The organism is Gluconobacter sp. (assembly GCF_047722525.1).
In the GTDB taxonomy this organism is placed as follows: Bacteria; Pseudomonadota; Alphaproteobacteria; order Acetobacterales; family Acetobacteraceae; genus Gluconobacter.
Genome location: NZ_JBDNYY010000005.1, coordinates 50,826 through 76,013, shown reverse-complemented (window position 1 = coordinate 76,013; position 25,188 = coordinate 50,826). Strand labels below are relative to the sequence as shown.

At 60.7% G+C, this 25,188-nt stretch carries 22 protein-coding genes and 1 tRNA gene; 8 read left to right on the top strand and 15 right to left on the bottom strand.

The genetic code is table 11. The annotated features are described in order from the left end of the window. Positions 1 to 8: 8 nt before the first annotated feature. Complete coding sequence (locus ABF859_RS06475) at positions 9 to 1,373, bottom strand: aryl-sulfate sulfotransferase (protein ID WP_415526962.1); 1,365 nt, start codon at positions 1,371 to 1,373, stop codon at positions 9 to 11. Positions 1,374 to 1,549: 176 nt separating this feature from the next. Between ABF859_RS06475 and ABF859_RS06470 the strand changes: the two genes are divergently transcribed. From ABF859_RS06470 to ABF859_RS06450, 5 genes are all read left to right on the top strand, one after another. Beyond that, positions 1,550 to 2,992: a sulfatase gene (locus tag ABF859_RS06470; protein ID WP_415526961.1), complete on the top strand. Its 1,443-nt coding sequence runs from the start codon at positions 1,550 to 1,552 to the stop codon at positions 2,990 to 2,992. Between the two features lie 339 nt (positions 2,993 to 3,331). Continuing rightward, positions 3,332 to 5,851, top strand: coding sequence for a TonB-dependent receptor (locus tag ABF859_RS06465; protein ID WP_415526960.1), 2,520 nt, complete (start codon positions 3,332 to 3,334; stop codon positions 5,849 to 5,851). Between the two features lie 58 nt (positions 5,852 to 5,909). Further along, the gene (locus tag ABF859_RS06460; protein WP_415526959.1) at positions 5,910 to 8,258 is read left to right on the top strand and encodes a sulfatase-like hydrolase/transferase; all 2,349 of its coding nucleotides are present in this window, start codon (positions 5,910 to 5,912) and stop codon (positions 8,256 to 8,258) included. Positions 8,259 to 8,287: 29 nt separating this feature from the next. Beyond that, positions 8,288 to 9,721: an arylsulfatase gene (locus ABF859_RS06455; RefSeq protein WP_415526958.1), complete on the top strand. Its 1,434-nt coding sequence runs from the start codon at positions 8,288 to 8,290 to the stop codon at positions 9,719 to 9,721. A 74-nt stretch (positions 9,722 to 9,795) separates the two neighbouring features. After that, a complete protein-coding gene (locus ABF859_RS06450; protein ID WP_415526957.1) occupies positions 9,796 to 10,167 on the top strand; it encodes a tyrosine-type recombinase/integrase in 372 nt (123 codons plus the stop codon). A 303-nt stretch (positions 10,168 to 10,470) separates the two neighbouring features. Here the strand turns inward: ABF859_RS06450 and ABF859_RS06445 are convergent. The 6 genes from ABF859_RS06445 to ABF859_RS06420 form a co-directional block, all read right to left on the bottom strand. Further along, a tRNA-Glu gene (locus tag ABF859_RS06445) sits at positions 10,471 to 10,546 on the bottom strand. A gap of 41 nt (positions 10,547 to 10,587) precedes the next feature. Continuing rightward, a complete protein-coding gene (gene recJ / locus ABF859_RS06440; RefSeq protein WP_415526956.1) occupies positions 10,588 to 12,387 on the bottom strand; it encodes a single-stranded-DNA-specific exonuclease RecJ in 1,800 nt (599 codons plus the stop codon). Positions 12,388 to 12,397: 10 nt separating this feature from the next. Then, the gene (glpX, locus tag ABF859_RS06435) at positions 12,398 to 13,399 is read right to left on the bottom strand and encodes a class II fructose-bisphosphatase (protein WP_415526955.1); all 1,002 of its coding nucleotides are present in this window, start codon (positions 13,397 to 13,399) and stop codon (positions 12,398 to 12,400) included. After that, complete coding sequence (locus tag ABF859_RS06430; RefSeq protein ID WP_415526954.1) at positions 13,396 to 14,685, bottom strand: homoserine dehydrogenase; 1,290 nt, start codon at positions 14,683 to 14,685, stop codon at positions 13,396 to 13,398. The genes glpX and ABF859_RS06430 overlap by 4 nt, the downstream gene beginning before the upstream one ends. Further along, positions 14,682 to 15,908 (bottom strand): LL-diaminopimelate aminotransferase, encoded by a 1,227-nt coding sequence (locus ABF859_RS06425; RefSeq protein ID WP_415526953.1) that lies wholly within the window; start codon positions 15,906 to 15,908, stop codon positions 14,682 to 14,684. The genes ABF859_RS06430 and ABF859_RS06425 overlap by 4 nt, the downstream gene beginning before the upstream one ends. 105 nt (positions 15,909 to 16,013) lie before the next feature. After that, positions 16,014 to 17,045: a hypothetical protein gene (locus ABF859_RS06420; RefSeq protein WP_415526952.1), complete on the bottom strand. Its 1,032-nt coding sequence runs from the start codon at positions 17,043 to 17,045 to the stop codon at positions 16,014 to 16,016. Between the two features lie 177 nt (positions 17,046 to 17,222). Between ABF859_RS06420 and ABF859_RS06415 the strand changes: the two genes are divergently transcribed. Continuing rightward, positions 17,223 to 17,900 carry an ATP-dependent Clp protease proteolytic subunit gene (locus ABF859_RS06415; RefSeq protein ID WP_415526951.1) on the top strand — a complete coding sequence of 226 codons (678 nt, stop codon included), beginning with the start codon at positions 17,223 to 17,225 and terminating at the stop codon, positions 17,898 to 17,900. Positions 17,901 to 17,956: 56 nt separating this feature from the next. Beyond that, positions 17,957 to 18,931 carry a ferritin-like domain-containing protein gene (locus ABF859_RS06410; RefSeq protein WP_194264346.1) on the top strand — a complete coding sequence of 325 codons (975 nt, stop codon included), beginning with the start codon at positions 17,957 to 17,959 and terminating at the stop codon, positions 18,929 to 18,931. Between the two features lie 63 nt (positions 18,932 to 18,994). Here ABF859_RS06410 and recA read toward each other — a convergent pair whose 3' ends face one another. From recA to ABF859_RS06370, 8 genes are all read right to left on the bottom strand, one after another. Beyond that, positions 18,995 to 20,032, bottom strand: coding sequence for a recombinase RecA (gene recA, locus ABF859_RS06405; RefSeq protein WP_367632067.1), 1,038 nt, complete (start codon positions 20,030 to 20,032; stop codon positions 18,995 to 18,997). A 204-nt stretch (positions 20,033 to 20,236) separates the two neighbouring features. Beyond that, a complete protein-coding gene (locus tag ABF859_RS06400; RefSeq protein WP_415526950.1) occupies positions 20,237 to 21,313 on the bottom strand; it encodes a flagellar biosynthesis protein FlhB in 1,077 nt (358 codons plus the stop codon). 3 nt (positions 21,314 to 21,316) lie between these two features. After that, positions 21,317 to 22,171 (bottom strand): flagellar biosynthetic protein FliR, encoded by an 855-nt coding sequence (locus tag ABF859_RS06395; RefSeq protein ID WP_415526949.1) that lies wholly within the window; start codon positions 22,169 to 22,171, stop codon positions 21,317 to 21,319. Between the two features lie 45 nt (positions 22,172 to 22,216). Continuing rightward, complete coding sequence (locus ABF859_RS06390; protein ID WP_225197681.1) at positions 22,217 to 22,489, bottom strand: flagellar biosynthetic protein FliQ; 273 nt, start codon at positions 22,487 to 22,489, stop codon at positions 22,217 to 22,219. 2 nt (positions 22,490 to 22,491) lie between these two features. Further along, positions 22,492 to 22,839 carry a flagellar hook-basal body complex protein FliE gene (locus tag ABF859_RS06385; protein WP_415526948.1) on the bottom strand — a complete coding sequence of 116 codons (348 nt, stop codon included), beginning with the start codon at positions 22,837 to 22,839 and terminating at the stop codon, positions 22,492 to 22,494. Between the two features lie 5 nt (positions 22,840 to 22,844). Continuing rightward, positions 22,845 to 23,252 carry a flagellar basal body rod protein FlgC gene (gene flgC / locus ABF859_RS06380; RefSeq protein ID WP_415526947.1) on the bottom strand — a complete coding sequence of 136 codons (408 nt, stop codon included), beginning with the start codon at positions 23,250 to 23,252 and terminating at the stop codon, positions 22,845 to 22,847. A gap of 12 nt (positions 23,253 to 23,264) precedes the next feature. Beyond that, positions 23,265 to 23,657 (bottom strand): flagellar basal body rod protein FlgB, encoded by a 393-nt coding sequence (locus tag ABF859_RS06375; protein WP_415526946.1) that lies wholly within the window; start codon positions 23,655 to 23,657, stop codon positions 23,265 to 23,267. A gap of 125 nt (positions 23,658 to 23,782) precedes the next feature. Further along, positions 23,783 to 24,712: a GIY-YIG nuclease family protein gene (locus ABF859_RS06370; RefSeq protein ID WP_415526945.1), complete on the bottom strand. Its 930-nt coding sequence runs from the start codon at positions 24,710 to 24,712 to the stop codon at positions 23,783 to 23,785. 169 nt (positions 24,713 to 24,881) lie between these two features. On the opposite strand from ABF859_RS06370, the gene ABF859_RS06365 reads away from it, so the two are divergent. After that, positions 24,882 to 25,187, top strand: a complete 306-nt coding sequence (locus ABF859_RS06365; RefSeq protein WP_415526944.1) for a hypothetical protein — start codon at positions 24,882 to 24,884, stop codon at positions 25,185 to 25,187. Position 25,188: the final 1 nt, after the last annotated feature.

The following is a 25,188-nucleotide window of genomic DNA, read 5'->3' as shown; positions in this document are numbered from 1 at the left end:
TGTGCTTTTTATTTCGTCTGGGCAAAGGCCGGGGCAACGGCCGTTTCGGTATGGGTTACGCCTGATGGAGTCCAGTCATACGGCACAGGCTGAATACGATAGACCCAGTTGGAACGGGTCGGTCTGTCAGGAGAGGTGCCGGGTGTTTCGCCGGAATAGGGGGAGACATATTCCCAGACGATTTCGCCCGTAGGGGTGACCTGAAAAAAGCGGCCGTTCATGCCCTCGTCGATGAGGGTGTTGCCATTGGGCAGCCGGTCTGCGGAACTGATGAAGCTGCTGTAAAAGGACCATGGCGGGCCGCCAGAGTTCTCGCCCGTATATTGCCAGACGACCTGAGCCGTTACGGGATTGATTTCCAGGATTCTGGAGCCATTGGCGACCTGAAGGGGACGCGCCGGATAGCCTGCTTCGCCCTGATTGTCGAAAACGATCAGGTTGCCTGCACCGGGCAGTCCTTCCGGGATGAGATGCGCGTCGTGCTGGCCGACGAACTGGTCTACGGAGAAAGGAACGTCAGGCTCTGTCCGGCGGCGCTGGGGAAGGTTGGGACCCAGACGCCAGACGACCTTGCCGGAGTGGCGGTCCAGGATTGCGATGAAGTTCGCCTCCCGTGAGTCGATCATGATGTTGTCGGGAGCGAAGCGTTTGTCGCCCGCGCGGTACCAGTGGTTGTCGCCCACAAGCTGCATGTTGTTGATATGCAGGTAATCGGGGTTTTCGGCGTGGAGAACAAGCTGGAGCTGACTGTCGGTAAATCCGAATTCCTGGAGGTGATCGCCTGCTTTCCAGGTCCAGCGGATTTTCCCGTCTGGCGCGATATCGTAAATCACGTCATCAAGCACCGGTTTTGCCCCGCCGGGGATGGAGCGGTTCTGGTTGGCCAGCAGGAGTGTGCCGCCATCGGGCAGGCGGGCCCAGTCATGGTGCTGGCGGGCATTGCCTTCGGGTGATTGAAGACCCCATTCCCAGAGCGTTTTGTCTGACCAGTCCACATAGCCGAAGGTCCTGTTGCGGAAACCGGCTGTGGCCCCGGGGATCTTGTGTGTTCCGTCTCCCCGGATTTCAGAGAGTTGAAGACCGATCACGCCTTTCTGGCCCTGAACCAGTGCAGGATCGACATATCTGGCGGGAAAGCCCGACTGTGCCCATTGCCGGACTTCGTGGCCGTTCATGTCGATGAGATGGGTATGATTGTCGCTGCCCGAGAACAGAATAAAGCTGTTGTAGGCCTTTTCGGGAGCGTAGCGGGTCACGCCGGTTGGCACCACGCTTGGGACGGCGTTCGCCGGGGGCGGGTGGAACGCTGCCACAGTGCATATCGCCAGCGCTCCCGCAGTGGCGGTGGAGAGCCTGAGTCGGAGCGAAGCCATATCACTTACCTTGTCTTCTGGGTTTCAGGGCGTGTTGGTGCCGTAGGAACTGAAGCCGCTTCCACGGATCATTTCAACCATTGAATGTGGTTTTTATTAATTTACATCATATTTTTTAGTCTATAACATTTACCACTCAAATATATAGTTATTAACTCGGATCGAAAGCCTTGCAGATGAGCCGCTTTGTTCAGAGGCGTCGTGCCTTTCTCACGACTGTTGCCGGGATTGGCCTTGGAGGACTTACAGGGCTGGGCTCGCAGGCGATGGGCCAGCCCCGGTCTCCGACCCGTTCCGGGAACGGGGCCACGGCGCCCAACATCATTTTCATTCTGGCGGATGATCTCGGATATGCGGATGTCAGTTGCTTCGGGACGCCGGGCTTCACAACGCCGTCCATTGATCGCATCGCCCATGAGGGGATCAAACTGACGCGCGCCTATGCGAATTCTGCCGTCTGCTCCGCGACGCGGACTGCGCTGATTACCGGGCGCTATCAGGATCGCATTGCGTGTGGTCTTGAAGAGCCGATTGCCTCATCCAGCGGGAAAGTCGGTCTTCCACCGGGGCTGCCGACCTTGCCGGAACAGCTTCACAGGGCAGGGTACAAGACGGCTCTGGTGGGGAAATGGCATCTTGGAAGCCCTCCGCAATTCGGGCCTCTGAAAAGCGGGTATGACCATTTTTACGGTATTTCGGGCGGGGCTGCCGATTATTTCACTCATCAGGCCAAGCCCGGTGAGGATCAGTTCTACCGCGATGATCATCTGATCCATGATCATGGTTATCTCACAGGGCTTCTTGGGGATGAGGCCGTTCGTCTAGTGGAGACTTTTGCCGGAGGGACATCGCCGTTTTTCCTTAGCCTGCATTTCAATGCGCCGCACTGGCCCTGGGAAGGTCCGGAGGACGAAGCCGAGTCAAAGCGGCTGAAAGGCAGGATCTTCGATTACGATGGTGGAACGCAGGAGACTTACGGTCGCATGGTCAGGGCCATGGATGATCAGATCGGGCGTGTGCTGGCCGCGCTCGACAGTCATCACCTGACAGAAAATACGATCGTCGTGTTCACCAGCGATAACGGAGGTGAGCGCTTCTCCGATATCTGGCCGTTTACGGGCATGAAGGGGGAACTTCTGGAAGGTGGTCTGAGAGTGCCGGCGGTCCTCAGATGGCCTGCCCGGGTCAAGCCGGGGTCTGAAAGCGATCAGACCATTGTCACGATGGACTGGCTCCCCAGTTTTCTGGCGGCAGCAGGGGCTGCGCCGGACGCTACGTTCCCCTCCGATGGAACGAGCCTTCTGCCCTTCCTCCTTGACCCGTTAAAGCGGCAGGCGCGGTCGCTGTTCTGGCGTTACAAGATTCATGACCAGCATGCGCATCTCGATGGCAACTACAAATATCTGAAAATCGGAGCCAATGAATTCCTCTTTGATGTTGTCAGTGATCCCCGTGAAAGGGCCAATCTGAAGGATCGCAAACCGGAACTGTTTGCGCGTCTGAAGAAGGAATGGGCGGAGTGGAACGCCACCATGCTGCCTTTCCCGCAAGGGAGTTATAGCTGGGGGGCGGATGGTCCGCATTTTGCGGATCATTACGGCGTATCCCCGGCGGATTAGGGAAGATCAGGTCTGACACTGCCCTGCCTGCAAAAGGCAGGGCATCCTGGGTCGACTCGATCAGACACTGATGCGGGATGGGTGTATGCAGGAGCCGTGCGCCCTGACCGCGTCGCATCATCCTCGTATTTCCACAGTCATTGGCAACCCGTTCCTGTGCGGGGCCAGATGAGCCTGACGCTTAGGTTTCACGATATATAAAAACTATATAAAATAGTTCAATAAATATTACCCGAATCGCAAACGGCCGTATGGACGACTCTATGACGAATATGTATCGTTTTTAAATATAAGAACGATAAAATAAAGTGTTAAAGCGGCTCCGGGAGCATTCTGGCCATGAAGAAAAAATACGTTCTGCTCACCGCCATCATGGCCGCGGCCGATGCGACAGTCTGGGAAAGCGCGCAGGCGAAAGGTCCCGGTCCGGATGAACGCAATGGCGCCACGCATGTCGCGCACGGCCATCATCCTGCAAGACCGGTTCCGGCTGTTCCTCCGGGCGGAAAATCTGCGAAAGCGCCGGTTGGACACCCCGAAGAAATCCATGTAGTCGCATCCCAGGCCCAGCGTGCGGCCCAGACGATCGACAAAGAGACGCACGATCTGCAGAATGTTCCGCAGGCGGCGACGCGGATCAGCGCACAGGAACTGAAGGCGGAGCATATTACGGCGCTGCCGCAGGCAGCCCGTCTGCTTCCCACTGTCCAGCTCAACATCTCCAATCCACGCAATACGACCATCAATATCCGCGGTCTTGGAGCCGCCGGGACGGCTCCAACGGATGGAATTGAAGGCGGTGTGTCGGTGTATGTTGACGGGGTGTATCGTTCGCGCCCGGCCACGGCACTCAGCGATCTGGTTGATCTGAACGGGATAACCGTCCTGCGCGGTCCGGCCGGGACGGAAGGCGGCATGACGGCGACGGCCGGCGCCATTCAGCTCACGACTGCCGCTCCGGATCTGCATACGCGGCATATCTATGGCGAAGCCGGTGTGGGGAATTATGACTATAACCGCTGGAGCCTTGGCCTTACGACACCGCTTATCAAGGACAAGCTTGCCATCCGCCTGAGTGCGCTGGGTTATGGGAACAGCGGCTGGATCAAGAACCTTGCGGGCGGCGGGGACGTCAACGGACAGACAAGCCGCTCTTTCCGGGCTCAGGTTCTGTATCATCCCACGGACGAACTGAGTATCCGGCTGACGGGGGATTATGCCCATCTGCGTGAAAACTGCTGCTCCGGAGCTCTGTACAAGGTCGTTGCAACCAAAACGGATGGGAGTGCCGTGGCCGGAACGCTTGCCCAGCGTCTGGGCTGGACAGGGTATGCCCCGACGGTGCCGTCCAACGCGCCCTATACCATCAACCGAAGCTCCCTTTCGGATGCAGAACAGGAAGATATGGGGCTTTCGGGGCATGTGGACTGGCATCATGCCAATTTTACGCTGTCGTCCATCACGGCTTTTCGCTGGTGGGACTGGGCGCCGCATAATGACGGGGATCTGGGACCGGCCAATGCCATCGTGAACTCCAACGCCAAGGTCGACCAGAACCAGTTCACGCAGGAGCTGCGCTTTTCCAGTTCCTGGGGCCATCTGCTCGATTACCGGGTCGGAGCCTTCTACATGTGGCAGGAAAACCGCGTTTACGGTGATACCCGATATGGGCCTGATGCCGGGGCATGGTATGGTTATGGTACGGGAAGCTCACCTGTTGCCGGTGTTTCGACCGCGCAGGCTTCCAATGTCCTGAACGACTATGATGTACGCAGTTACGGACAGCCGACGACCAATTATTACGGTCTGTACGCGGACGGAACCTGGCATGTTACCCGGAAACTGGATTTCGTGACTGGGGTCAGGTATAATTACGCTACAAAAACGGGTAGTTATTCCCAGTGGCAGGTCACACCCAGCAGCTATAATTCGGCACTCACGCCTCTGGCGACGGCCCAGAGTATCTGGGCACAGTACGGGACCAACCGGGGATATGGCGCGCATTTCGACAATGGTTTCGTAACCGGACAGTTTGTTGCGAAATACCATGTGACGGATAATGCCATGGTCTATGGCCGTTATGGACGCGGCGGAAAATCCGGGGGGCTCAATCTGGTCCCGTTCTCTGCCAGCCAGCTCTCCCAGGGAGCGGTTTCAGCGAATGTCGGCAAAGAGACGGATGACGCTTTCGAAGTGGGTGCGAAGGCACAGTTCCTGCAAAATCGCCTGCTGGTCAGTGGTGCGCTGTATCAGACGAACGACCATAACTATCAGGTGACGGCGGTTCGCGAATATCAGGGGACGCTGCTGTCCTATCTGAGCAGTGCTCCGAAAGTACGGGTCCGTGGGGCGGAAATGGACATTCATTACAGCCCGATCGTGAATCTCGTGACGTCCCTCTCGGCGTCTTACAACGATGCCCAGTTCCTGCAGTATTCCACCAGCGCGCCACCGGAAGTGGCCTGGAAAGGGATCTACAGTCTGGCCCATACCCAGATTCCGTTTGTGCCGCGATGGGCGCTGTCTGCTGCGGTGCAGTATTCGCATGGGATCGGGAAGGTCTTTTCCCGTCGTCTCGATGCCTATGCTGGTGGAAGTTATAATTACAATACGCGCATGAACACCTCCAGCAACAACTCCGCTTATGGCTGGGTGCCGGCTTATGGCACGCTGAACCTGAATTTCGGGCTGCGCGATCATCAGGGGCGCTGGGAGCTTGCTGGCTTTATCAACAATGCGACGGACGAGCGGCGCGTGACGCAGATATCCCAGGGGAGTGCGGCCTCCGGCAATGGAAGCTGGTATGCGTATGTCAGCCAGCCGCGCAATTTCGGTTTTATTGCCCGCGTCAATTACTGAACCCTCAGGAAGACTGCTGCCGTTCCCTTAACCCGGGGAACGGCCGGGGAATTATGTCATGAAAATACGCACATATCTGGGTCTTCTCCTGGGCAGTACGCTCCTGCTCGGAGCGGCTCAGCAGAGTGTCCGGGCTTCGGAACCGTCAGAAGGAACCGAGGGCTGGCCCCAGTTGCCGCAGGCGCCCAAAGGTGCGCCCAATATCGTCGTGATCCTGGTGGATGATGTCGGGTTTGGTGCGACGAATGTTTTTGGTGGCCCTGTTTCGACGCCGGATTTCTCACGCTTGGCCAGCAGTGGGCTCAGATATAACAATTTCCATGTGAATGCCCTGTGCTCGCCTTCCCGGGCTTCGCTGCTGACGGGATATAATGACCGGCAGGTGGGGTTCGGTAATATTGAGGAAGCCGCATCGAAGCATCCGGGATATAATACCGTTCTGCCTGTGAATGTGACGCCGATTGCCGAGGTTCTGAGGGAACACGGGTATAATACGGCTGCGTTCGGGAAATGGCACAACACACCCTACTGGCAGATCAGTGCTGCGGGGCCATTCGACCTGTGGCCAACAGGGCGGTGGGGGTTCGAGCATTTCTATGGCTTCCTGGCTGCGGCTGATAACCAGTATTACCCCCGGCTTTACCGGGATCAGACCCCTGTGGAGCCGTCATTCACGCCCGAGCAGGGGTATTATTTCACGACCGACATTACCAATGAAGCAATCCGCTGGATGCATCAGCATGATGCCGTGGCCCATGACAAACCGTTCTTCCTCTATTACGCGACGGGTGCCACGCATGAGCCGCATCATGTCCCCAGGGAATGGATTGCGAAATACAGGGGGAAGTTCGATCAGGGATGGGACGTCATCCGGCAGCAGAGCTTTGACCGGCAGAAAGCGCTTGGCGTCATCCCCGCGAATGCGGAACTGACACCGCGTCCTTCAACGCTGCCAGCGTGGGACAGCCTGTCGCCTGATGAAAAGAAGCTTCTGGCGCATCAGGCGGAAGTCTATGCCGCCTTTGCCGAGGAAACGGATCACGAAGTGGGGCGGCTTCTCGCAACGCTTCGTGAAGAAGGCATTGCCGACAATACCCTCGTTCTTGAGATTTTCGGGGATAATGGCGGGAGTGCCGAAGGGGGTTTTCTGGGCAGGGATGTCAAGAACCCCGATAGCAGCACGCCGGATGTCCGGACACGTCTGGCTGATAGCGATGCGTTGGGAAGCGAGCTGTATCTCAATCATTATGCCGCGGCCTGGGCCTGGGCGCTGACGTCTCCTTTTCAGGGCACGAAGCAGGACGCGGCCCATCTGGGAGGGACGACGGATCCTCTGGTGATTTCATGGCCTGCACGTATCCATGAGAGCAATGGACTGCGGGCGCAGTTCGGTCATCTGAACGATATTGCGCCGACGCTCTATGAAGCCGCCGGGATCACGCCGCCGTTACGCACGGCAGGCATCGAACAGATCCCGCTCGAAGGTCAGAGCCTGCTTTATACGTTCGATCATCCCGCCGCGCCCTCACGTCACAGGGTTCAGTATTTCACCACGAGTGGAAATCTGGGGATCTATTCCGATGGGTGGTGGGCAGGACAACTGGCGCAGGAAACCTGGGAAGTCGGCGACAACCGCGTCTATCTCGCCCGGGGTGTACAGCCCCGGACGCATCCCTGGGAACTTTACAGGCTGACCGATGATTACAGTCAGGCTCATGATCTGGCGACAAAATATCCTGAAAAACTGAAGGAGCTTCAGGCTCTGTTCGCGCAGGAAGCCAGACGTAATCACGCAGAGCCGCTCCGGCCGGGCGTGGACGCCTATCCGCTGGGAACGGAGACCGGGCAGACGGTCTTTACGTATCGTTCCGGTGTAGACCGCGTTGGACCGAGATTCGCGCCTGATCTGGGGCATGATCCTTACACGCTGAGTGCGGATGTCGATATTCCTGCCGGTGGCGCGCGCGGGGTCATTTTCGCCGAAGGGGGACGATACGGCGGCGTTGCGCTGTATGTGGCGAACGGGCGCCTTGTTTATGAAGTGAATGCGCATGGAGTGCGTACGGGCCAGATCGTGACGTCTGCGCCTCTTCCCGTCGGGCAGCGGCATATCGTTGTGACGGTTGTGCCGGAACAGGAGCGTAGGGCCGGCAAAACGGATGCGGCGGCGGAGATGATCCGCCGCTGGGTGGGCGGAAAATCGGTTCCCGCGACAGTAACGCTCTCCGTGGACGGGGTTTCGGCGGGACAGGCGCGGTTCAGCAACATCGCCCTGTCATCGCGGGAGACACTCGATATCGGCCGTGATCTGGGGTCTGCCGTCAGTCCCGCCTACACGGTCCCCGCAGCATTTACGGGACGCATCGACAAGGTCACGCTTGTCACACCGAAACTGTCCAACCAGTGAAGCCTGTTTTCTCAAAGGAGGCACGCGCCTTGTCCAATCCGACCGACGCCAGCGAAACCGCGCTGGAAAACACAGTTACGCGCCGGACCCTTCTGGCGGGAACGGCAGCTCTTGGTCTGGCTGGAGGCGTTGCACAGGCTGCCTCCACGCCAGCGCCACGCTCGCCCAATATCATCTATATCATTGCGGATGATCTGGGTGTCTATGATCTGGGCTGTTATGGTCAGACGAAAATCCGGACGCCCAATATCGATCGGATGGCCTCGCAGGGCATGCAGTTCACGCAGGCCTATGGGGGGGCGCCGATCTGTTCTCCGTCCCGGTGTGCGCTCATGACAGGCCGCCATATGGGTCATGCTTCCATTCGCGACAATTTTGCGCTTGCTGGAGGAGTGGTCGGGTACAAGGGGCAGGAAAAGATCCGCAGGGCCAACCTGCCCGATCAGGAGCCGACTGTCGCAACCGTCCTGAAGGATCAGGGATATGTGACGGGTCTGGTGGGGAAATGGCATCTGGACGGATATGCCCCGGCCGCGGTGCCGACCCGACACGGATTTGACGAGTTTCACGGGTGGCTGACGCAGACGGAAAAGACCCAGGGGTATTTCCCGGAGAAATGGTACGATGGAACCACTCTGCTGGATGTTCCGGGAAATGCCGGGGAAGGGCGCGCCGTTTACGAAACGGATATCGTGACGGACCAGAGCTGTGATTTCATCAGGCGGCACCGTCAGAAACCCTTTTTTCTGACCGTCGCCTATAACGCGCCACATAGTCCGTATGTCACGCCGGCCGAAGGCGACTATGGCGGGGAGCCGTGGGGAAGGTCGGAGAAAACCTACGCAGCCATGATCGAGTTTCTGGATGCAGGGGTGGGCAGTATCCTGCGGGCCCTTGAAGAGCTTGGGCTGGACGAAGATACGGTTGTATTTTTCTCGTCCGATCATGGTCCGCGATCCGAGCCTACGGCGGAGCAGACGGATGTTGTGACGTTTTTCAACTCCCATGGTCCTCTGCGGGGATACAAGCGTGAGCTCTATGAAGGCGGAATCCGCGTTCCGCTCATTGCCCGCTGGCCCGGTCATATTGCTGCCGGGGCAAAAGAAGAGACGCCCGTCTATCATCCGGATTTTCTGCCGACCGCTGTGGGACTGGCAGGTAAAAGCATTTCCGTGGTCACGGACGGCCATGATCTGACTCCCGTCCTGCTGGGGGACCGGAGGCTGCCTGAGCGCCTGCTTTACTGGGAAACATATGAACCGGCTTTCTGGCAGGCCGCCCGGCAGGGAAAGTGGAAAATCGTACGGCCCGTCGGATCATCCCGGCTGGAGCTTTACGATCTGGCGGCGGATCCCAGCGAAAAACGCGATGTTGCGGCAAAATATCCGGACATTGTCAGCAAACTCTCCGCGCAGCTTGTGACGGAACACCGACCTTCGCGCGAATACCCGATCGCTCTCTGAGCGTTCGGGGGGGACAGGAGAGGGGGAAAACCACTATCTCTTTTCAGGATTGGTTTCTGTCGCAAAAGGACTGAGTGATATCGTGGCTGTCGGATTCCACCCTGCGCCGTGCATGGAAGGATGAGTTCCTCGTCAGGCCGCCCGAGATCGAGGCGCCACGAGACCGGTTTCTGACAAAGGCAGAGGCCAAGAAGTTGCTTGATGCGTGCGAAACGCCACAGGTTCGGCCATTCATGGCGATTGCCATTTATACTGGCGCGCGCAAAGGGTCTATCCTAGCCCTGACATGGGATCGCGTGCATTGGCAGACAGGGCTGATCGACTTTCAGGAGGCGGGACGCCCACTAACTGGCAAGCGGCGCGCCATCGTGCCTATGACCAAGGCGCTGCGGAAGGAAATGGAAGAGGCGTTCAAACTGAGAAACGGCAATTATGTGGTCCACTGACACGGAAAGCCGATTCCCACGGGTCTGCAATGGTCGTTTAACAAGGCCTGTCAGCCCGCTGGACTGACCTGGCGGGCCGACCCCCATCATGTGAAGCACAGTGTGGCTTTATGGTTCGCCATGGACAAAGTGCCGATTGATCAGGCGGCAGACTGGCTGGCCACAGATCCGGACACATTGCGGCGGGTATATCGCCAATTCGACCCGTCATATCTGCGCTCTATCGCAGATGAGTTTGAACTGTAGTGGTCCTAATGGACCATTACGCACCCTGCGCATAATTCAATTTTTGGCTGAAAGCCTTGGCGTCCCGTACGGGATTCGAACCCGTGTTGCCGCCGTGAAAGGGCGGTGTCCTAGGCCTCTAGACGAACGGGACTGGAGGCGTGAGCGGGTGTATAGGGGCGTCTTTCGGGAGCGTCAAGCCGATGCGGCATCAGAAATGAAAAAAGACAGATTTTTTCTTTCCTGCCATGTCTCGGCCCGCAGGGTGCCTGCGACATGGACCAGTGGCATGCTGCGGTCTTCCAGCAGGGCGGCGAAGGGTTTGTCGCCTGCACGGAAAACCAGTCCGCGCAGGCGGGTGCCTCCATCTTCGCCCTGAAGGATGACGCGCAGGGTATTGCCGTCCTTGCCAATGCGCTCGCTTTTGACGCAGCGGACGTTGCTGATGGCGAGGACCGGCTCCTCATTGCCGGGGCCGAAGGGTTCCAGCCGGGCGAGCTGATCAGCGACTGCGATGGATGCGCCAGCCAGTGTCATGATGCCGTCGAGCTTGAGTGCATCCTGTTTTGGGAGGGTGAGCGCGGTGGAGAGCTGCTCGTCCAGCCATGTGTGGAACTCTTCGGCGCGGTCGGCGGCCAGGGAGAAGCCGGCGGCCATGGCGTGTCCGCCGCCGGTGAGGAGAAGGCCATTCTGCCGCGCGGCGATGATGGCGGTTCCGAGATCCAGCCCTGGGACGGAGCGGGCCGAGCCTTTGATGACGCCATCTGTCAGGGCTCCGACCAACGCGGGGCGGTTGTAGCGTTCTTTCAGGCGGCCTGCGACGATGCCGACGACGCCGGGGTGCCATGTTTCCCCATGCAGGAAGATGACGGCGTGGTCCGCATCGAGCTGCTGCTGCGCCTGTTCCATGGCGGAATCGAGGATTGTGGATTCGACGGTCTGGCGCTGCCGGTTGACGCGGTCGAGCTGTTCGGCGAGGGCGCGGGCTTCGACGACATCGTCCGACAGCAGGAGTTTCAGGCCCAGATCGGCCTGTGCGATGCGGCCACCGGCATTGATGCGGGGGCCGAGCGCGAAGCCGCAGGCCATGGCGCTGGCTTCTTCTTTCACGCCTGCAACGGAGGACAGTGTGGCCAGTCCCAGACGCTCGCCTCGGGACATGACCCGCAGGCCCTGCATGACAAGCGCCCGGTTGAGACCGGTCAGGGGCATGACATCGCAGATGGTGGCGAGTGCCGCGAGGTCGAGGCGCTTGAGAAGGTCGGGAATGGCCTGGCCTTCGTCGAACCAGTTGGTGCGGCGCAGGAGACGCAGGGTGGCGACCATGGTGAGGAAGGCAACGGCGGTGGCGCAGATGCTGCCCAGACCGGACGGGCAGTCCAGACGGTTCGGGTTGACCACGATCCCTTTCGGCAGGGCTGCCCCGTCGGGCTTATGGTGATCAAGCACGATGATGTCGGCGCGGTCTGTCAGGCCGTTGAGGATGTCGATGGCTGCCGTGCCGCAGTCGATGCAGACCAGCAGGGTGGCGCCTTGGGAGAGCAGGTTTTCGAGGGCTGCGGTATTGGGGCCGTAGCCTTCGGTCAGGCGGTCGGGGATATGGGTGCTGACGGTGCAGCCCAGTTCGCGCAGCGTGTCGCAGACGAGGGCGGTTCCGCAGGCGCCGTCCACGTCGTAGTCACCGAACAGGCCGACATGCTCCTGGTTGCGGACGGCCTGTGCGAGGCGTTCGGCGGCCCTGTCCATGTCCTGCAGGCAGGAGGGGTCGGGCATGGCGTCACGCAGGCGGGGATTGAGAAAGGAGGAGGCGGCGTGGGATGCGACGCCTCGTGCCGAGAGGATACGGGCCAGAAGCTCGGGGATACCGGCCTGCTGGGCCAAGGCGAGAGCCAGACGGTTGTCTGCCTCTGCCAGGCGGGGATCACGCCAGATCCAGCGGCGGTGTCCTGCACTTCGGGTTACGCCGAGGACGGCACCCGTATCGTCTGCGAGCATGGTTCTCCGTTCAGGAAGCGGTCTGTGTCTTCGGTTTGAAGGTATGGTGGCTTTCTATATAGCGCACCGTGCCGGATTTTGAACGCATGACGATGGAATGTGTGCGTGCCCGGGTCGGGCTCGGACGTTCCACACCCTTCAGGAGCGGGCCGGATGTGACGCCCGTTGCGGAGAACAGGACGTGACCGGACGCCATATCGTGCAGGAAGAGCTTGCGGGCCGGGTCCAGACCATTGGCCATTTCGCGGGCACGTTCACGCTGGCTCTCGTCCTCGAACAGGAGGCGTCCCTGCATCTGGCCGTCCATGCACCGGATGGCGGCGGCGGCGAGAACGCCTTCGGGAGCCCCGCCGGAACCGGCATAGAGATCCACGCCGCTGCCGTCGATACAGGTGGCGATGGCGGCGGCGACATCACCGTCGCTCAGGAGCATCACACGGGCGCCGGCTTCGCGGGCATAGGCGATGAGTTCTTCGTGTCTTTCGCGGTCAAGTGCGCAGAGAACAAGATCCGAAACGTCGCGTTTCTTGGCCTTGGCCAGCGAGCGCAGGTTGTTTCCGATCGAGGCGTCAATATCGACGACGTCTTCGGGAAGGTCGGGGCCGACGACGATCTTTTCCATGTAGATGTCGGGGGCGTGGAGGAACTTGCCGCGCTCGGCAAGAGCTACGACCGTCAGGGCGTTGGGCAGGCTCTTGGCGCACAGGTTCGTGCCTTCGAGCGGATCGACCGCGATGTCCATTGCCGGGCCGCCGGAGCCGACTTTCTCACCGATATAGAGCATCGGTGCTTCGTCCATCTCGCCTTCACCGATGGTGACGACGCCATCGATGGCGACGGTGTCGAACGCGGCTCGCATGGCCTGCACGGCGGCGCCATCGGCTTCGTTCTTCTGGCCACGGCCGGTCCAGTGGGCGGAGGCGATTGCAGCCGCCTCCGTGACACGGACGAGCTCGAGGGCAAGGTTACGGTCAGTGACGCGGTACGGGAGAACGTTCTGAGGGTCGATCACGCAAGGGGATCCTCGATTTTGAGCACAAGCGGCTTTCCTGTCACGACAGGAAGGACGGCGAGCGCTGTGGCTGCTGCATGGATGGCTTTTTCGGGAACCTGATGGGTTACGATCGCCAGGTCGGCACATCCTGTTGCAGCATCATGCTGGGAAACAAAGTGAACAGAAACATCATGGTCCCGAAGAACCGATGTCAGATCAGCCATTACGCCCGGACGGTCCTGAACGTTCAGACGTAAATAGAACGTGCTGTTCAAATCAGCGAGATTTGCACAGGTGGCTGGGGCCGGAACGGACTGGGTGCCCCATACGGGAATGGCGGTTCCCCGCGCCAGATCGATGAGATCGGCGACGACGGCGCTCGCGGTGGGGCCTTCGCCGGCCCCGCGACCGGAAATGGTCATGGGGCCGCTGAAAATGCCCTGTGTGGAGACAGCGTTGAAGACGCCCTCGACGCTGGCGATGGGAGCGCTGGCCGGGACGAGGCACGGACGCACCCAGGCGGCGACGGTGCCGTTTTCAGCCTGTCGGGCCATGCCGAGGAGCTTGATGCGGTATCCGAGCTGGTCAGCGAATTTCAGATCGGTCGCGGTGATGTCGCGGATGCCCTGAACGGAGAGGGTGTCAAAGGCGATGGGCTGGAAGGCCAGACCGGCGAGGATGGCCAGCTTGTGGGCCGTGTCCCAGCCGTCCACATCCGTCGAGGGCTCGGCTTCGGCATAGCCCTTGGCCTGAGCTTCGGTCAGGACGTCGCTGAAGTCCCGGCCTGTGGCACGCATTTCAGTCAGGATGTAGTTGCAAGTGCCGTTCAGGATGCCGCCGACGCTGAGGAGACGGTCTGCGGCCAGTCCTTCGCGCACGAGCTTGATGGCGGGGATGCCGCCAGCCACGGCTGCTTCGAACAGCAGCGGGGCCTTCTTCTCGGACGACAGGCGGCTGAGACGGTCGCCATGCAGGGCCACGAGCGCCTTGTTGGCGGTCACGACCGGCAGGCCGCGTTCGAGCGCGGTACGGACCATGTCACGCGCCGGGCCTTCGGAGCCGCCGATGAGTTCGACGGCCACGTCAATGTCCGGGTCCTGCGCCACGGCGGTGGCGCTGTCGTGCCAGCGCATGGCGGACAGGTCCACGCCCCGGTCGCGGGTGCGGTCCCGGGCCGTGATGGCCACGACTTCGATCGGCCGGCCGGCCCGGGCGGTAATCATGTCAGCGTTCTCACGCAGGAGACGAATGACACCGATCCCGACAGTCCCGAGTCCAGCCAGTCCGATCCGCAGTGGTTTCACGATGATGCAGCTCCAAGAAGATCAGCGGTTCCGGCCCCGGCGCCATGCCGGGTCATGAAGCCCTTGATGGCCCGCGTCGCCTGACGCAGCCGCTGGGTGTTTTCGACAAGTCCGATCCGGACAAAGCCCTCGCCGTATTCTCCGAATCCGAGGCCCGGCGCAACCGCCACGCCGGCTTCCTTGAGAAGCAGCTTGGAGAAGGCAACGCTGCCCATATCGGCAAAGGCAGGCGGGATGGGGGCCCAGGCGAACATCGAGCCTGCCGGGGGAGGGACGTCCCATCCGGCGCTCTGAAGACCGCGCAGCAGCACGTCGCGGCGGTCCTTGTACATGGCGCGGATTTCGGAAACGTAGTCCTGCGGACCGTTCAGGGCAGCGACGGAGGCGACCTGGATCGGTGTGAAGGCGCCGTAGTCCAGATAGGACTTGATGCGGGTCAGGGCCTGGATCAGACGCGGATTACCGACCGCAAAGCCCATGCGCCAGCCTGCCATGGAATAGGTCTTGGACATGGACGTGAACTCGACGGCCACATCCTTTGCGCCCGGAACGGCGAGAAGGGACGGGGGTGGTTCGTTCTCGTTGAAATAGATTTCCGCGTAAGCCAGATCGGACAGGATCCAGATCTCTTCCCGGCGCGCGAAGGCCACGAGTTCTTTGTAGAAATCGAGGTTTGCGACAAAGGCTGTCGGGTTGGACGGGAAGTTGACGATCAGGGCCGTCGGCTTGGGAACCGAGTGCCGGACGGCACGCTCGAGCGCGCGGAGCATGTCCTCATCCGGCGTGGCCGGGATCGAACGGACGGACGCGCCGGCGATGATGAAGCCGAACTGGTGGATCGGATAGGACGGGTTCGGGACCAGGATCGTGTCGCCGGGGCTCGTGATGGCGGCGGCCAGATTGGCCAGGCCTTCCTTGGAGCCGAGGGTCGCGATGACTTCGGTTTCCGGGTCCAGCGAGACGTTGAACCGGCGCTCATAATAGTTCGCCATGGCCTTGCGCAGGCCAGGGATGCCGCGGCTGACGGAATAACCGTGAGCGCGGGGATTGCCAACGGTCTCGATCAGCTTCTGCACGACGTGAGCCGGCGGAGGGCTGTCGGGATTGCCCATGCCCAGATCGATGATGTCATCACCGGCGGCTCGCGCGGCGGCCTTGGCCTTGTTCACTTCAGCGAACACATAGGGCGGCAGGCGGCGGATGCGGTGGAACTCTTCGGTCATGACCAGCTCTGGGGCAGAGGGTGAAAGGGAGGAGCGACGATAGACATGTTTTTTGATGAGTGGAACAGTCAGACTGTTCCTGATGTCACAATGTCCTCTTCCCGTTCAGCCTCCGATCGTGACGCGGACCCCTTCGCCAATGGCTTCGGCCTTGAGAATGATGGCTGAGGCCGGGACCCCGCGTTCGATCAGGGCGCGGGCCACGACGCGCGCGCGCAGCAGGCCCAGCGCGATTTCCCGGTTCTGGTCTGCGGGAGCGAGGGCTGCTTCGGCGCTCATGAAGGCGCCGAAGCCACGGATGGTCAGATGCTGGTTTCCGCGCTGGGAGATGATGTGCTGGTAATCGCCCTGAGGGTTGCCGGCCACATGGTCGGTGGCGGGCTGGAAGCGGATCAGGGTGCCTTCGGGCGTGGCCGTGTCAATGTCCGGACGGATGGGGTCGCTGAGCATGGCATCGCGCGGAAGATCGAAACCGGGGAACTGCGGCGGGGGGGGAGGCAGGTCGCCGATCTGCGGGAACTCGCCCGGCGGGGTCGGGGGAATGGATTTTGTGACCACAGCCGGGAGTTCGGCTTCCGGGGCTGGCGGAGTTGAGCTCTGAGCGGCCGGTTTTTTGGTGGGTACAGGCGATGAGGCCGGTGCTGGCGCAGGTGTCTGGGCAGGAGACGCCGGTGCGGACGTGCCCGGGAGTTCCGGCGCCGGATTGATGGCGGAGGGCGATTCAGGTTCCGGCTGTCCGACGGCGGTCATGGTCATGCCGCTCTGTTCGGTATCTGCCGTCACAGCCGTTGCCGGAGCGGGTTTGGGCGGCGGCGGGATGGTCGGCAGGGCACCCTGAGCCGCGCTTTCGCGCTGGGCGAGGTTCCGCTGGGCTTCGAGCTGCGTGGTTAGCGACAGACGGGCTTCGGGTGTCGGAAGGTCAGGCGCCTGGGTAGGGGTGCGTCCGACATGGGGGTAACGCAGGTTCTCGCCCGGCGGGGGCGCGCGGAGCTTGGCAATCTCGCCCCCTTCGAAGTTGTGCCACCAGCCGGTCACGGTGTCCGTCATGTCCCGGTGCTGGCAGCCCGCCAGCAGCGGCGCGGTCACCAGCAGGAGAAACGGGATTTTCCCCGCAGTCCTGCGTGTTGCCGCTGTCATGGGCTGCCTGCTGTTCCCTGGGACCACTGTGCCGTTCCTGCCGTCTGTAGAATGTCCAAACGCGGCGGAGACTAGCGGTTCGTGACAGGGATGGCGAGAGTTCCTGTCGGTCTGCATTGGAGGCCCGATCCGAAGGAGGACTTGGCACCGACGAAAACGAAGCGCAGGATAGGGGGTATGAAGATGCATGCTGGATCTGGAAACGATATGGATATCACCAGAATGACCCCGACCCGCCTGGACGACGAGCCGGATGCTCCGGAGCCTGAAACCAAGGAAGACGACAACAAGACGCTGAACAGTCCGATCAGCGAGCTTGAAGGCCGTCTGTTCGATCAGCGGAAAGTCCTGATCTTCGGCGGTATCAATGACAAGATCGCGCGTGATGTCACCGGGCGCCTCCTGGCGCTGGCCGGGACGTCCGACAAGCCGATCGACGTGTATGTGAACTCCCCGGGCGGTCATGTGGAGAGTGGCGACACCATCCATGACATGATCCGCTTCGTGGATTCGATCGCGCCGATCAACATGATCGGAACAGGCTGGGTCGCATCCGCCGGTGCGCTGATCTATGCCGCGGGCCGTCCGGAGCGTCGCGTCTGCCTGCCGAACACGCGCTTCCTGCTGCATCAGCCGATGGGTGGGGTGCGTGGTCCGGCGACGGATATCGACATCGAGGCCCGCGAGATCATCAAGATGCGCGAGCGTCTGAACCGGATCTTCGCGAAGGAAACGGGGCAGACCTACGAGAAGGTCGCCAAGGACACGGACCGGAACTACTGGATGTCGGCCAATGAAGCCATTGCGTATGGCCTCGTGAACCGCGTTATCCACTCGGCAACCGAACTCAAGTAAAAACTACAAGCTCCAAGGGGCACGGCGTGCCTTTCCGGCACGCCGCGAACACAGTCATGAAAAGTCTGGCCGAAATCTATTCCCATCTTCCCGACGCACCGTCGGAGAAGACGCTCGAGCGCGTTGATTACGAAGCGCGCCACTGGAGCAGCCCGATCCAGGGGCCGCTCAAGCCAGGTACGGAAGAGCACAAGCGGGCTGTCGCCGCGATGTTCCGCGATACGTTCAATCCGTACAAGCCGTCCGTGATCGACTGGCCGAAGCTGGATCCGGAGACGCTGCATCGCATTACGTCGCTGCCGATCTGGGATATCGCGGTCCAGACCGAGGGCAAGGCCCGCCTGCGCATGGCCGCCTATGCGGACATGATCACCGATCCGGACATGAAGGACGCGCTGTCGCGCAATGCCTGGGAAGAGAACCGGCACAAGGAAGTCCTGACCAAGCTGGTCGAGGCCTACAACATTCCGATGGCGCCGGAGCCTCCCTATGTCACGCCGAAGGATACGGAATGGGCGTATCTGGTCACGGGTTTCTCGGAATGTGTGGACAGCTTCTTTGCGTTCGGCCTGTTCGCGCTGGCCGAGCGGGCGGGTCTGTTCCCGCAGGAACTGATCGAGACGTTCGAGCCGGTGATGCAGGAAGAATGTCGCCATATCCTGCTGTTCGCAAACTGGCTGGCCTGGCACCGGGCGACCATGCCGTTCTGGAAGCGCCCCTGGTTCGAACTGCGTGTGATCGCAGTGTGGCTGTTTCTGGCCTATGAGCGCATGGGGCTGGCCCGCTCGATTGACGAGAACGGCGAAGAGCACACCCAGGACAATAATTTCACGGTCACGGGTGCCAAGGACATGACGACCATGGACATCAGTCTTCCGGACCTGATGCAGCTCTGTCTGGACGAAGATGACCGCCGGTTCTCCGGCTATGACCCCCGTCTGCTGCGGCCGACGACGACGCCGGCGATTGCGCGTGCGATCATCAAGGGTGCAAAGCTCTGGGATCGTGTCCGGAGCAAGATCGCCGCCTGAGCGGTCCTGTCCACGACAGCTACACGGCATAAAAAAGGGCTCCGGAAGGAGCCCTTTTTCGTTTCAGTCTTCCGGAGTGCCGTCTGCGTCGGGCTCCGGATCCGTCATCAGGGCGTCGGAGAGGACGCCGGCTTCTGCGCGGATGCGACGCTCGATCTCGGAGGCCATCTCCGGATGATCGCGCAGAAACTGCTTGGCGTTTTCACGTCCCTGCCCGATGCGCTGGCTGTCGAAGGAGAACCATGCACCGGATTTCTCGACGATGTTGCCCTTCACGCCCAGATCGAGCAGTTCGCCCATCTTGCTGATGCCCTCGCCGTACATGATGTCGAACTCGACCTGACGGAACGGGGGCGCCATCTTGTTCTTCACGACCTTGACGCGGGTCTGGTTGCCGACGACCTCGTCCTTGTCCTTGATGGAGCCGATGCGGCGGATGTCGAGACGGATGGACGAGTAGAACTTCAGCGCGTTGCCGCCCGTCGTCGTTTCCGGATTGCCGAACATCACGCCGATCTTCATGCGGATCTGGTTCAGGAAGATCACGAGCGTGTTGGAACGCGAGACCGTGCCTGTCAGCTTGCGCAGAGCCTGACTCATGAGACGCGCATGCAGACCGACATGGCTGTCGCCCATATCGCCTTCGAGTTCGGCGCGGGGGACGAGAGCGGCGACAGAGTCCACGACCAGCACGTCAACAGCACCGGAACGGACCAGCGTATCGGCAATTTCCAGCGCCTGTTCGCCGGCATCCGGCTGGCTCAGGAGAAGATCGTCGATGTTGACGCCGAGTTTGCGGGCGTAGCCGGGGTCGAGCGCATGTTCGGCATCGATGAAGGCCACGGTGCCGCCCTTCTTCTGGGCTTCTGCCAGCACGTGCAGGGCGAGGGTGGTCTTGCCCGAGCTTTCCGGACCGTAGATTTCAACGATACGGCCCCGGGGCATACCACCGATTCCGAGGGCGATATCCAGTCCGATGGACCCGGTGGAAATCACATTGGTTTCCACTTTCGGACGCTGGCCCATGCGCATGATCGAGCCCTTGCCGAAGGCACGCTCAATCTGGCTGAGTGCGCCTTCAAGCGCCTTGGTCTTGTCCATTCAATCCTCGCAGTCGGTTGGGGCTGGCGTTTACAGGATACGATAGACCGGGCGGCCATTCTCGCAAAGAGCCGCGGTTTCTGCGGTCGCCAGTGTCATGTGTTCACAAATGTTCCTGTGACAGACATATCATGCCTGCCCCCTGTTCCGCCAAGGGGTATGACGGCTCCGGATGCAGATTTTTTCCTGCGGACGGAGCCATGATCATCTTAGAGGAGCAGAACGATTGGCAGGTCGTTTGAGTTTCCAGACATAGGCGATGATGGCCGCGACGACCTTGAAGTGCTCGGCCGGAATTTCGCTGTCGAGCGGGAGAGTGAAGAGCGCCCGGGCCAGGGGCGGGTTGGCCACGATCGGGATGCGGTTGTCCTGCGCGATGGCCCGGATACGGGCTGCGACATCGTCCATGCCTTTGGCCACGATCTTGGGAGCGCCTCCGCCGCCTCTTTGATAGACGAGAGCGACGGCGTAATGGGTCGGGTTGGTCACGACGACGGTGGATGTCTTGACTGCTTCCATCATGCGCTGTTTGGCCGCCCTTGCCCGCAGGGCTTTCTGGCGTCCCTTGACGTGAGGGTCGCCTTCGGTGTTCCGGTACTCGTCCTTGAGATCCTCGCGGCTCATCTTCAGCTTGGAGATGTGACGGAAGCGCATCCAGAAAATATCAAATCCTGCGATGAGCAGTTGAGCCCCGATCATGGCTGCTGCTGCCCTGAAGCCGAGATCCGTCATCATTTTCAGGAGAGGACCGGGTTCCAGTCCGACCATGCGGGGCGCTGTGGGAATGGCGTTTCTGGAGATATTCCACAGGATGATGGCAAAGACCCCAAATTTTGCCAGAGCCTTGAACGTATCTGGCAGGGTCCCGCCGCCAGCGATGCGTTTGAACCCGGCGAGGGGAGAAACGCGCTCGAATTTTGGCAGCAGTGAGCCGGGATGGATGAGGAAGCCGGTCTGCAGAAAGCCGGCAGCAAGACAGAAAACGGCAACGGTTGCCGCTACCGGGACCGCCAGGGACAGGCCCGCTTCAATGGCGTGATTCGTGCTGTTGAGGAGACCTCCCTGTGCCATGGGAACTGTGCCTGCATTGGCCATGAGAGCCCGCATGCTGCGAACGAAATCGGCCAGAAGGTAAGGCAGGAGGAGGAAAATCCCGGCAAATCCGCCGAGAAGGGCAACGAAACTCATGGCTTCGCGGGACATGACGATCTGGCCGTCATCGCGCGCTTTCTGGAGGCGCTGGGCTGACGGGGCTTCTGTCTTGTCGCCGGAATCAGACATTTCTCAAAGTCCTGGAAGGGCCCGGAGGACGTCGAAGGCCTGTCCCTGCCAGATGGCGATCATGGTGCTGAGGGTCAGTCCGAGCAGAGCGATGCCGCCCAGAAGCTGAAGGGGGCTGGCTGCGTTGTAGATCTGCAGGGTGGGCAACAGACGCGTCATGATGCCGAGCATTCCCTGCCAGACAAGGGACAGGATCAGGAAAGGTGCGCTCAGTTCCAGGCCGAGGGCGAAGCTGCGTTCCGTGAGCTGGATGATGCCCTGGGCAGAGTCGCCCAGCAGGTTCCAGTGGGCATGACTGGCGACGAGGAGAAGGGTGCCACCCGGGGGAATGATGCTGTAGCTGCCAAGGATCGCGCGGATGGGAAGAATGTACGCGCCGGTTACGAGGAGTACGAGCGGCGCCAGAAGGTTCAGGAAGCGGGCTGGCGCGGAGCTTCCTGAACCGAGGTCTGGATCCGGTTGGAGCACGCTGGAAATGCCCATGCAGACTGCGATGATCTGCCCCGCAATGGGCAGGGCCATGCAGATCAGACGGGCCATCCAGCCGATCAGGACGCCTGCAAAAAGTTCGACGGCAATCATGCCGCCCAGAGCCAGGGGTGCCAGTGCATCCAGATGTGTCTGCATCAGCAGGGGGGCGACAAGCGGGAGGAGCAGGACGGTGAGGGTGATGGCGCATCCTGCCCGGATCATCATGGGCATGGACTGTTCGCCCAGACCCGGCATGACCATGACGACTGCGCCGGTGCGGGAGAGGACCAGAACGAAGGCCAGCGCCCAGACGCTCAGCACCGGACCGCTGAGATCCAGCCCCTGCAGGGCTGAGGCTCCGGCGGTATCAGAAAGACCGGCGTTCACGGGTTCTTTTCCTTCAGAACGGAGGCAGGGGCACAGTCAGTGGGGTCAGGTGGTGCCAACGAGAATGAGCTGATCGAAGAGGTGTCGGGTAAAGCCGATGAGTGTGGCCGTCATGAAGGAGCCGGCCATGACCATGACGGCGCCGATGGCCAGCACCTTCGGGACGAAGGACAAGGTGGCCTCGTTGAGCTGGGTGACGGCCTGTACAAGCGAGACCAGAAGGCCGACCCCGAGCGCAGTCAGGAGGGCAGGGGCACTCAGCTTGAGAGCGACGAGAAAGGTCTGCTCCAGAATGGCGCCGAGATCGATGGCCTGCATGGTCAGATCGTCATTTTCATCACGTCCTGATACGCCTGGACCATGCGGTCGCGGATCACGGTCGTGGTCTGGAGGGCGAGCTGGGCATTGGAGACGGCAGTCACGATCTGGGTCATGTCACCGCCGCCTTTCAGCCCCTGTGCAGCCTTGGCTTCGGCGTCATGACCACCGTCGATGACGCTGCCAATGGACTGGGACAGGATGGAGCCGAAATCCGTGCCGGAGCTGCTTGTGTTGGCTGAGGCCGACGGGCGGAGGCCATCATCGACAGTGTCCGTAACGTCTTGCAGGCGGCTCTGGAGGCTCTGCACGGCGTAGGCGTTATGGGCCTGGGAAAGGGATGTGAGCATAGGGGTTATTTCAGCAGGTCGAGCGTGCGGGACAGCATGGTCCGGCTGCTCTGCATGGCGTTGAGGTTGGCTTCGTAGGAACGTTCGGCTTCACGCATGTCCATCATCTCCGTCATGGAATCCACGTTGGAAACCTTGACGTACCCGCGCTCGTCGGCAGCGGGGTGGGAGGGATCATAGCGGGTGTCGAAGTCCGACATGTCCTGTCCGATATTCTGGACATCCACGGTCGAAGCGCCCGTTTCGTCGTCCACATGTTCGGCAAAGGTGATGGTCTTGCGGCGATAGGGATCCGCGCCGGGCTGGGAGCCGGTCGTATCCTGATTGGCGAGGTTTTCCGCGACGATACGCAGGCGCTGGGCCTGTGCGTCCATGCCGCTTGCGGAAATGCCGATGGTGGTGGACAGGTTCATCCGTCAGGCTCCTTACTTGCCGAGTGCCGTCTGGAACATGCTCAGGTATTTGGAATAGACGTTCACGGCGAGATGCTGCTGGTCGTTCACGTCCGCAACCTGTTCCATCTGCTGGTCGAGTGAGATCTGGTTACCGTCCAGGGACTGTTCGGATGTGGTTTCGATGGTGTGGGTGCCTGAAGCGTTATAACCGATATGGCCAGGCTGGGTGACGGTGGGCGTGATGTCGAATTCGCCCATCGCCGCCTCGAACGGAGAGACGTCTCGGGCCTGGTAGTCCGGTGTGTCGGAATTGGCGATGTTGCCAGCCAGCACCTGCTGGCGCGCCTGAAGCCAGTTCATGCGGTCACGGCCCAGAGAGAAGAGGTCGGTGCCGCCTGCGCTGGTTGGGTCGATGTTACGCATCGAGACAGTCTCCATCATGCAGGTGCCGGAAAAATCCCGGCGAAGCGCATGATGGCGTGAAATCTTTAATAAATGGTTGCCTGAGCGGCCGATTCTGGTGCGGAAGAAGGATGTGACGGACTTTGTCAGGCCTCGCATTCATTAGCGCGTGCCGAACGGCCCATGGCCTCTTCGAGGGTGCGTCCGGTGCTGTCTTTCCATTCTGTCCATCCGTTGGCCGCACGCCCCAGCAGGGCTACGGCGGCCGGGCTTGGGGACTTGAACAGTGTGTCACGGGTAAAACAGATGCGATCACCTTCAATGCGAAGAAGGCCCTGATCCAGCATGGTTTGCCGCTTCTGGGCATAATTGTGCCGAAGGAAGCTGCTGGAGACCTCGGCGCGACCATAAGAGCCTGCCAGCACGACTAAACCTTCTTCGGTGTACTGGGCGCGGCCATCTACGCCGGAGGTGCGGCAGTAGAATTCGGAGGGAGGGATCTGTTCCCCTGAAGCAGAAAAGACTTCAGTGACCTGAGAGGTGACGATAAGGCTTCGGTTTCGGATGAGAGGTTCGAAAATCGGATATCCCAGAGTCGTCAGCAGGATGTCGATTGTTTCGAAAACTTCACGGCATTCTGCCTCCAGTGCGGGGAGAGTGTGGGGGCGTGTGCCGGCTGTGCCGTTGTCCATTTCGAAGCGCTGTGCCTGTGTCGCGCGGCTGAGGGCGAGCCATTCCAGATAATGCGCGTGTGTGACTGTCAGGCTCTGGGTGAGCGAGAAGGCGACGACGACGCGGTTCCACCAGAGACCCTTCTTCTCGTTGTGCTGCTTCAGGCGGTTCCCGAAATTGCCTGTCTGTCCAATATAGGCGCGCGGCCGTTCCGTTTCGTCGTTTTCACCGAACAGGATGTAGATGCCAACCGAGTTGGCTTCGGGCCGTTCCAGAAACTCGTCCAGTCGCAGACGGGGGATTTCGACAACCTGCACGATCCGGGTGGTGATGGAGGCGGTACGGATTCCCTGTGGATCGCCGGAGGGAAGGAAAATCTGGATCGTCTGGGGGTGGGCGTTCACGACGTCTGGTCCTGCGCAGAAACATTGAGAAAAATATCTGTGGCAGGGACAGGGCGCTCAGGACAGGGGCTTTCTGCTTTTGGGACGGAATCTTGGCAAAACTGACAGGCAATTAAGCGGTCATTAACCGGTCTTGGGCATCATGCCGGGGAATGAGGATGACTGACCTATGACCCTGCATGACTGCGTGAACGCGATTGCCGCTCTGATTTTCATTATCGTGCTGATTTTCTGTGCGCGGCCACTCCTCCGTTTGCTGGAGCAGAGAAAGAGTGGGGCGCGGGACGGGCAGGCGGGGCTGTCGCTTGTGGGGCAGATGGCTCTGGACCGGACACGGCGTCTTTCGGTCGTGCGGTATGGCGCGCGGGAGGTGCTGGTCCTGACGGGTGGTAGCCAGGACGTCATGATGGACTGGACGGAGCGGGAGACGTTTGCCTCGGCGCTGGATGCGTCGGGCGCGGAGGACGTGGCATGAG

Excerpts from the sequence above, each read along its gene's own strand:
- ABF859_RS06460 (WP_415526959.1), top strand. The coding sequence starts at position 5,910 with ATGAAAATACGCACATATCTGGGTCTTCTCCTGGGCAGTACGCTCCTG.
- recA (WP_367632067.1), bottom strand. The coding sequence starts at position 20,032 with ATGGACAAGACCAAGGCGCTTGAAGGCGCACTCAGCCAGATTGAGCGT.
- flgC (WP_415526947.1), bottom strand. The coding sequence starts at position 23,252 with ATGAACCTGTCCACCACCATCGGCATTTCCGCAAGCGGCATGGACGCA.
- ABF859_RS06385 (WP_415526948.1), bottom strand. The coding sequence starts at position 22,839 with ATGCTCACATCCCTTTCCCAGGCCCATAACGCCTACGCCGTGCAGAGC.
- ABF859_RS06375 (WP_415526946.1), bottom strand. The coding sequence starts at position 23,657 with ATGCGTAACATCGACCCAACCAGCGCAGGCGGCACCGACCTCTTCTCT.
- ABF859_RS06400 (WP_415526950.1), bottom strand. The coding sequence starts at position 21,313 with ATGTCTGATTCCGGCGACAAGACAGAAGCCCCGTCAGCCCAGCGCCTC.
- ABF859_RS06390 (WP_225197681.1), bottom strand. The coding sequence starts at position 22,489 with ATGCAGGCCATCGATCTCGGCGCCATTCTGGAGCAGACCTTTCTCGTC.
- ABF859_RS06475 (WP_415526962.1), bottom strand. The coding sequence starts at position 1,373 with ATGGCTTCGCTCCGACTCAGGCTCTCCACCGCCACTGCGGGAGCGCTG.
- ABF859_RS06465 (WP_415526960.1), top strand. The coding sequence starts at position 3,332 with ATGAAGAAAAAATACGTTCTGCTCACCGCCATCATGGCCGCGGCCGAT.
- ABF859_RS06425 (WP_415526953.1), bottom strand. The coding sequence starts at position 15,908 with ATGACCGAAGAGTTCCACCGCATCCGCCGCCTGCCGCCCTATGTGTTC.
- ABF859_RS06420 (WP_415526952.1), bottom strand. The coding sequence starts at position 17,045 with ATGACAGCGGCAACACGCAGGACTGCGGGGAAAATCCCGTTTCTCCTG.
- ABF859_RS06410 (WP_194264346.1), top strand. The coding sequence starts at position 17,957 with ATGAAAAGTCTGGCCGAAATCTATTCCCATCTTCCCGACGCACCGTCG.
- ABF859_RS06415 (WP_415526951.1), top strand. The coding sequence starts at position 17,223 with ATGAAGATGCATGCTGGATCTGGAAACGATATGGATATCACCAGAATG.
- ABF859_RS06365 (WP_415526944.1), top strand. The coding sequence starts at position 24,882 with ATGACCCTGCATGACTGCGTGAACGCGATTGCCGCTCTGATTTTCATT.
- recJ (WP_415526956.1), bottom strand. The coding sequence starts at position 12,387 with ATGCTCGCAGACGATACGGGTGCCGTCCTCGGCGTAACCCGAAGTGCA.
- ABF859_RS06470 (WP_415526961.1), top strand. The coding sequence starts at position 1,550 with ATGAGCCGCTTTGTTCAGAGGCGTCGTGCCTTTCTCACGACTGTTGCC.